This window comes from Neisseria sp. P0008.S010, assembly GCF_051962715.1.
GTDB classification, from domain to species: domain Bacteria; phylum Pseudomonadota; class Gammaproteobacteria; order Burkholderiales; family Neisseriaceae; genus Neisseria; species Neisseria elongata.
The window spans coordinates 1-7676 of sequence record NZ_JBQCVA010000058.1 but is presented as its reverse complement, the minus strand read 5'-3'; the positions used below and the strand labels follow the sequence as shown (position 1 = coordinate 7676).

Genomic DNA, 7676 nt, shown 5'->3' with positions numbered 1-7676 from the left:
TTGGTGGGTGATGACGGAGTCGAACCGCCGACATTCTGCTTGTAAGGCAGACGCTCTACCAACTGAGCTAATCACCCTTTTGCCGTTCAGCAAAGCGCGCATTAAATCAAATTTACGCCGATTCCGCAAGCCATGAATGACCGGAAAATTATAATAAACTGAATTTAAAAACTTTTAATTTTACACGCACCGGCACACAACTCATCATCCCTTTTCAGACGGCCTTTAAATACGGTAGGCTTGCACTTTATCTTGCAACGGAGGACTTCCGCATGCCGCCTTTCACCGGACTTACCGCAGCCCTCACCCGTTTTCAGACGGCCTTAGCGCAGCCGAAGCGGACGCAGCAGGCTGTTTTGGCCGATATTCTGCACCGCAACCGCGATTGCGCCTTCGGCAGGGAACACCGTTTTGCCGAACTGAAGGACTACGGCGACTTCGCCCGCGCCCTGCCCGTCCGCCGCTATGAAGACTTCAGCCCGTCCATCGGACAAATTGCCGCAGGCCGTTCGGGCGTCTTAACGGCGGAAGCCATATCGAATTTCGAAGAAACCGGCGGTTCTTCCGGCGGGGCGAAGCTGATTCCCTACACCGACGGCCTATATGCCGCCTTCCGCCGCGCCGTACTGCCGTGGCTGGCCGACTTGCAACGGCAACGGCCGCAGGCATTGGCCGGACGGCTGTTTTTCGTCATCAGCCCGCTGACCCGCAGCCGCGACAAAACCGAAGGCGGCATACCAATCGGCAGCGGCAACGATTTGGACTATTTCGGCCGCGAAACCGGCGCGGCACTGGCGGAAAAAACCCTACTCCTGCCCGAATTGCTGGCTGCGCAAACTGCGGAAGAATGGCAGTTCCACTGCGCCCGCCTGCTGCTTTCTGCGGAAAACCTGAGCTTTATCTCCGTTTGGAGCCCGTCCATTCTGCTGCCGATTCTGCAAACCATGCAGGAGCGGCAAGACAGACTATTAGCTGAAATACATGAACCGCGCCGCCGCGCCATACTGTCGCGCGTACTCTCTGCAACACAGCCCGATACCCGCCTGATTTGGCCTCAACTCGACACCGTCAGCTGCTGGGACAGCCATACCGCCGCCGCACCCGCCGCCTTGCTGCGGCAGAAACTGCCGCATGTATGGATTCAAGGTAAAGGCCTGCTGTCTACCGAAGCCGTTTCCAGCATCCCTTTTTCAGACGGCCTCCATCCGATATTGGCCGTGGACAGCCATTTTTACGAATTTGCCGACGACCGGGACATCTATCCCGCCTGGGCATTGCAAAACGGCCGCGACTACCGCCTGATTGTTACCACCCAAGGCGGGCTGTACCGCTATGACACGGGCGACCGCGTCTGCATCCGCAGTATGGAAAACGGCATTCCCCGTTTGGAATTCGTCGGCCGCGACAGCCTGACAAGCGACTTGTGCGGCGAAAAACTGACCGAAGCCTTCGTCCGCCGCGCCATGCTACGCACCGCCCCGGGCCTGCCCGACCATGCCTTGCTGCAAGGCGTGAACGCCGCCCCGCCCTATTACCGCCTGATTCTTTCAGACGGCCACCCCACTTCCGATACCGGGCTTGCCGCCGCACTCGACAACGCATTGGGCGAAAACCCGCAATACGCCTACGCCCGACGCATCGGCCAACTCGCACCGCCGCAATGCGTCCGCACCGCCGACCTGCAGCAATACGCTGCCGCCCTGTTCCGTGCCGACCAACGCCTCGCCCTGCGGAAAACGCCGCTTCTGCTGCCGCCTGCCGATGCTTGAATCAGAAGAGGCCGTCTGAAAATGCGTTCTGCCAAAACGAGATTTTCAGACGGCCTCTCAGGCTTGCTTTGTTATGCTATGTACGACATCAATTTAAAACGGCATTAAGGATGAAGCCGCCATCCTGCAGTAAAGCTTTTTATTTAAAGAAAAATCCATATCAGCATGGCAAACGCGACTACGAAGGAAAGCACTGCAGCAAAACATAAAGCGGGTGTATCCGGTTGTGGCGCACCACTGATATTGGGCTTGCGATTGCCTGGCAGAAGCATACCGAAAATGAATTGAAACAGGCCGCCGAAAACAATCGGTAAAGCGAATGCGGGCAGCACCATGCCAACGATTGCCAAACAGAAGCTTACCTTTTTTACATACTCCGCCGTATCCCATGCTTTGCCCGCATCATTGCAACGGCGCTCCAACCAAAGGTTTTGGTAATGCAGCAAACGGTAAATCGCCAACACAAATACTGTCATCGCACTGCCAATTTGCAAGCCGCTGGCCGTCTTGCCGCTGATGGATGCTTGGTTGTACAACCAAAATAATATCCAAGCCAAAACCCACACACCCAATAAAATCGGGGGCTGACGTAGATTAGCAGTTATGCTAGGTTACGAAAATGAAGATAACTAATTGTAAATTAAGCAAGAGAAATCAAAAGAAACTGCTTGAATTTTTCGTACTCCAAGTTACCGCCCGTTCCGCTGCCGATATTTTGGGCATTCAGCCCAACTCCGCCATCCTGTTCTACCGTAAAATCCGTATGGTCATCAGCCATCATTTGGCACTGGCTGCTAATGAAATCTTTGACGGTGCCGTCGAACTAGATGAGAGCTATTTCGGCGGACGGCGTAAAGGCAGACGTGGTCGCGGTGCAGCAGGGAAAGTGGTTGTCTTTGGCATTCTGAAACGCAACGGACGGGTCTATACTATTGTCGTAGATAATGCCAAGTCTGATACTTTGATGCCTGTTATCAAACAGAAAATTATGCCGGATAGTATTGTTTACACGGATAAGCTGAGCAGCTATGACAAGTTGGACGTAAGCGGTTTCATCCATTACCGCATCAATCATTCCAAGGTGTTTGCCGACCGTCAGAACCACATCAACGGCATTGAGAATTTTTGGAATCAGGCAAAACGCGTCTTGCGCAAATACAACGGAATCGACCGCAAATCTTTCCCGCTATTCTTGAAAGAATGCGAATTTCGATTTAACTTCGGCACACCGTCTCAACAGATTTAAACCCTGTAGGATTGGTGTGGAATTTAGGGCTAATCTACGTCAGCCCCTAAAATCGGGAGGTTGGCTGCGGCAAATCGGATACGGCTCGCACGACGTTGGTCAAACAAATCAGCTGTTTCCTCATAAACGATTACACAATCCGATTCATGAGTATCCATCGGCATACGTCCTTTTTGTTGTTTGAACAAGGGGAAACGAATCATAAATCAAACAAAGCAAATTTTAAAATAATGCCTAGCCAAAAATTTAACAGTACGGACAAAATGAAAAACCGCTCCAAAACCATTTGACAAATATACTTTCACTTTCAGACGGCCCGAGACCTTTGCAAAATTCCCCAAAATCCCCTAAATGTCTTGGTGGGAATTTAGGGGATTTTGGGGAATTTTGCAAAGGTCTTATTTTAAGATAAACAGGTCGGTGTTTGTCGGGCATCAATGCCCGACCTGCAACTGTTTTCAGACGACATCAACACCTATTCAAACGCCAAATCCCCCACCAGTTCCGCCAGCGTGTTCAGCCGCTGTTCCGATTTTTCTACAAACGGGTTTGCCGTATCCCACGCATAGCCCGCGAGAATGGCGGAAATCATGCGGCTGATTTCGGGCGCGCGGTTGGGTGCGTACACCACGTTTTGGAAACGGTTGTCGTACCAGCCGTCCACATAGGTGCGAAAAGCGTTTACGCCCACCATCAGCGGCTCGGCGAACTCGCGCTGCCAGTCTGCCGCTTCGCCTTTGAGCTGGCGGGCAAGCAGGTCAGCGGCGAGTTTGGCGGAATGCAGCGCGATGGTTACGCCCGATGAGAACACGGGGTCAATAAACTCGGCGGCGTTGCCTAACAGCGCGAAATGTTTGCCGTGCAGGGCTTTAACATTGGCGGAATAGCCTTGGATGCTGCGGTAGGGGAAGCCGTTTTCCCATTCGGAATGTTTAAAAAATTCAACCAGATTGGGGCATTCTGCCACTATTTGTTTCAACACGGCTTCGGAATCGCCCGCCAGTTTGTCGGGTGTGCCGACCACGCCGAGCGAGCAGGTGTTGTCGCCGAAAGGGATTGTCCAAAACCATACGTCGCGGTGCTGCGGGTGAGTGGTAATCAGGATTTTGTTGCGGTCAAAATCGGCTTCGGCGGCGATGTTGTCGGTGATGCGCGTGAAATGCGCCATGCGAACGCTGCGCCGTTTTTAAACTGAAAGCCTTTCTCGGCGCGCACGGCATCGGCCAAACCGGCTTCTTCCAGCATTTCCATGCAGTGCGGCAGCAGGCTCTCGCCAATCACAAAGCGCGGAAAATGCTGTTTTTCCAGCGCGCATACTTTGAAGCCCTGTTTGTTAAGCAGGGCGGAGGCAACCGAGCCTGACGGGCCTGCGCCGATGACGGCAACGTCAAATTGGGTGTGGGACTTTCGCAGATAAATGGTTTGGCATAAAAGCGTAATTATAGAATTTTACAAGGCAGCCTGAAAATGGGGGAATGGAGTTTGAGGCTGCTTTTTGTTGAGTGGGTTGGGCAATTGATGCACGGATAATGCCCGATTTGCTTTACTTCAATAAAAAAAGCAGTCTGAAAGGCCGTCTGAAAACTTTTCAGACGACCTTTTACCTTACTTCGTAGCAATGTTCACTTCCGCCGACATCCCCGGCGCGAGGCGTTCCAAATCCTGTTGCCCTGCGTCAAATACGATTTTTACGGCGATGCGTTGGGCGATTTTGACGAAGTTTCCCGTGCCGCTGTCGGCTTTAATCAGGCTGAATTCGGAAGCGGTGGCGGGCGAGATTTCGGCGACTTTGCCGCTGAACGCCTTGCCGCCGAGTGCGTCGATACTCACGCTGGCACTCTGCCCGATTTTCACGTTGGCCATATCGGTTTCTTTGATGTTGGCGATGATCCAGCGTTCGGGCGGCACGACGGACATCAGCTGCGTGCCCGCGCTCACAAGCTGCCCTTGTTTTACGCTGACTTCGCCGAGTTTGCCGCTGGCGGGTGCGTAAATCACAGTATGCCCCAAATCCTGTTTTGCCAAGTCCAGCAGGGCTTGGGCGTTGGCGATGCCCGCCTGTGCGCCCTCGCGCCCTACGCCGGTGTTGATGATGTTTTGCTGCGCCACGGCGTATTGCTCCTGCGCCTGTTTCAAGCCCGCTTCGGCCTGTTTGACGGCGGTTTGCGCGGCATCGCGGCTGCTTTGCGACACGGCATCGCTGCTCACTGCCTGAATGCGCTGCCATTCGCGGCGGGCGCGGTCAAGCTGGGCGCGGGCGTTGTCAATCGCCGCCTGATTGGCTTTGGAAACGGCGAGCGCGGAGGCTTTGTCCTGCGCGGTTTTGTTTAACGCCGCCTGCTGCCCCGCCAAGCCCGCTTCGGCTTGGGCGACTTTGGCGCGGTAGGGCGCGGGGTCGATTTCCACCAGCGGCTGCCCTGCTTTTACGTTGTCAAAATCGCGCACCAGCACTTTGTGCACATAGCCGCCCACGCGCGGGCTGACGGCGGTTACGCTGCCGCGCACATAGGCGTTGTTGGTGTAAACCTCACCCATGCCGAAGGGCGGCAGGCGGAAGGCATACAGGGCAAGCACCACGCCGATTGCGCTGGCGGCGAGGATGCCGATGCTGCCGAAACGATGTTTTTCAGGCTGCCATTGGGCGGGCTCTTGCGGCTCGGGCGGGGTTTCGGGCTCGGGCGGGGTTTCAGACGACGTTTCAGGCTGCATCTCGGGCTGCGGCACGGCGGTTTTTTGGGATTCGGTGTCGGGTTGTTCGGGGGTGTCGGGTTGGGACATTTTTTGCTTTCCGTTGATTTGGGGGTTGATTCGGTTAATGGGTTGGTGCGGTGGTTTTCAGGCTGCCTTTAATGCCATCTGAAACACTATTTCCCCAACGCCGCAAACACTTTCGCCTTCTCCGCCGCCAGAATATCAATCTTGTAATAACGGCGGTACAACCACAGGGCGACGGCGACGAGGGTCGATACCGCCGCCATCGCCGCCAGCAGCGCGAACAGGTCGCTGTATGCCGCCACCGACGCTTCTTTGCCCGCCTGCGCGGTGATTTGCGAGACGGCGCGGCCTTGCAGCAGCACCGGGTCGGAGAGGGTGGCGGAGAGGGCGGCGGCGTTGCGCTGGATGTCGGCGGCGAGCGCGGGGTTGGAGAGGGTCAGGTTTTGCGCGATGGCGGCGAGGTGGTCGCGGGTGCGGTAAGTTAAAAACGCGCTGAATGCCGCCGCACCCGCCAGCCCGCCGAGGGTTTGCGACAGGCCGAATACGGCGGAGAAGCTCATCATGTGGTCGGGGCTTTTCGCCAGCGCGCGCAGTGCGCCTTCAAGCATCATCGGCCCCATAAACAGCAGCGAGGCAAAGGCAACGATAAACTGGCTGAAATAAAGTTGCGCGGGGCGGGTCTGCATGCCCACGCCGATTTCCAGCCACGCACCGAGGGCGAAACAGGCGAGCGCAACCATCACGGGGCGGCGGATGTCGTTGATATCCAGCAAAATCAGGCTGCCGACCACACCCGCCAGCATTCCGCCCGCAACAATCAGGTAAAACGTGCTCATCTGCGCGCTGCCCACGCCCACCGCGCCCATCAGCCCCGCCGCGCCGACGGTCTGCTCCGAGGTCAAGAGCCGCGCCATCGCGCCCATCACGGCGAAGATGAGGATTTGCGGCACGGTCATCCAGTGCCAGTCCAGCATCGGCTTGTGCCGCGTCGATTCGATGTACAACGCCAGCCCCGTCAGCCCCACTCCGCCCGCGAGCAGCCAGCCGAGCCACTGCGTCGTCCACCACACCGTGCGCCCCTGCACGAGAAAGGCGCACAACAGCGCGATGCCGGAGGCGAACAGGGTAAAGCTGAGCGCGTCGGTCAGCGTGAACGATTTGCGCACGGTGATGCCGGGCGGCAGCGGCAGGGCGAACAGGCAGGCGGTGCAGGCGAGCGCGAGGGTAGCCTGAAAGGCGAACACGCCGTTGAGGTCGCCGTCGCCATACAGCAGCGGCACGAGGCTCTGCGCCAGCGGCGTGCCGACCTGCATCAGCCCCAGCCCGAACACCAGCCCGACCAGCTTTTTCGTGCCAGTAAAGCCCTGCATCATGTAGTAAATCGACAGCACCAGCAGGCCGCTGGCGGCGATTGCGGCGGCAACACGCGCGATGAGTTCCACTTCGTAATGGTGATAAACCAGTTGCAGTAGGCTGGCGGCAAGCTGGGCGAACAGGGTGATGCGGACGAAGCGTTGCAGGCCATACGCCTTGCGGACTTTGAAAAAGAGGACGCTCATGCAGGCGTAAGCCATGAAATACGCCGCCTGAATCCAGCCGCCCTGCTGCAAATCGAGCGACAAATCGCCGCGCAGCTGCGGCAGCGAGGCGGTGAGCAGCCCGTTTTGGAAGCCCGACGACAGCGCGAGTAATAAACCGATGGCAAGATACGCGAGCCGCCGCTTTTTCGGATGCTCGGGCGAGGCGGGCGAACCCGGCATAAAGGGCATTTCATGCGGCTTGAAGGTGTAGCCGCCGGATTGCAGGGGCATGGGGTTTCCTTTGGTGGGGTGGACGGGACAAAGTTTTAGATTTTTAGGCTACCTCAGCTGTAGAAAATAACCGCATTGTTTACACCACAGGTTGAGAAAAGTAAGCCTGCAAAACCTCAAACGGCGTATCGCCGC

5 protein-coding genes, 1 tRNA gene and 1 pseudogene are annotated in these 7676 nt (G+C 56.5%); 2 read left to right on the top strand and 5 right to left on the bottom strand.

All coding sequences use genetic code 11. The features are described from left to right. Position 1 precedes the first annotated feature (1 nt). Positions 2 to 77: transfer RNA gene (locus ACTHSL_RS11200), tRNA-Val, on the bottom strand. A 195-nt stretch (positions 78 to 272) separates the two neighbouring features. On the opposite strand from ACTHSL_RS11200, the gene ACTHSL_RS11195 reads away from it, so the two are divergent. Next, positions 273 to 1769 (top strand): GH3 family domain-containing protein, encoded by a 1497-nt coding sequence (locus ACTHSL_RS11195; RefSeq protein ID WP_440381461.1) that lies wholly within the window; start codon positions 273 to 275, stop codon positions 1767 to 1769. A gap of 143 nt (positions 1770 to 1912) precedes the next feature. Here the strand turns inward: ACTHSL_RS11195 and ACTHSL_RS11190 are convergent, their stop codons facing one another. Further along, positions 1913 to 2305, bottom strand: coding sequence for a hypothetical protein (locus ACTHSL_RS11190; protein ID WP_440381460.1), 393 nt, complete (start codon positions 2303 to 2305; stop codon positions 1913 to 1915). 83 nt (positions 2306 to 2388) lie between these two features. Between ACTHSL_RS11190 and ACTHSL_RS11185 the strand changes: the two genes are divergently transcribed. Continuing rightward, positions 2389 to 3015: an IS1595 family transposase gene (locus ACTHSL_RS11185; RefSeq protein ID WP_440381459.1), complete on the top strand. Its 627-nt coding sequence runs from the start codon at positions 2389 to 2391 to the stop codon at positions 3013 to 3015. A gap of 475 nt (positions 3016 to 3490) precedes the next feature. Here ACTHSL_RS11185 and ACTHSL_RS11180 read toward each other — a convergent pair. From ACTHSL_RS11180 to ACTHSL_RS11170, 3 genes and pseudogenes are all read right to left on the bottom strand, one after another. Then, positions 3491 to 4428 (bottom strand): annotated as a pseudogene (locus ACTHSL_RS11180) (NAD(P)/FAD-dependent oxidoreductase). A 192-nt stretch (positions 4429 to 4620) separates the two neighbouring features. Next, positions 4621 to 5793 carry an HlyD family secretion protein gene (locus ACTHSL_RS11175; protein WP_440381458.1) on the bottom strand — a complete coding sequence of 391 codons (1173 nt, stop codon included), beginning with the start codon at positions 5791 to 5793 and terminating at the stop codon, positions 4621 to 4623. An 86-nt stretch (positions 5794 to 5879) separates the two neighbouring features. Next, the gene (locus ACTHSL_RS11170) at positions 5880 to 7541 is read right to left on the bottom strand and encodes an MFS transporter (protein ID WP_314044228.1); all 1662 of its coding nucleotides are present in this window, start codon (positions 7539 to 7541) and stop codon (positions 5880 to 5882) included. Between the last annotated feature and the right edge of the window lie 135 nt (positions 7542 to 7676).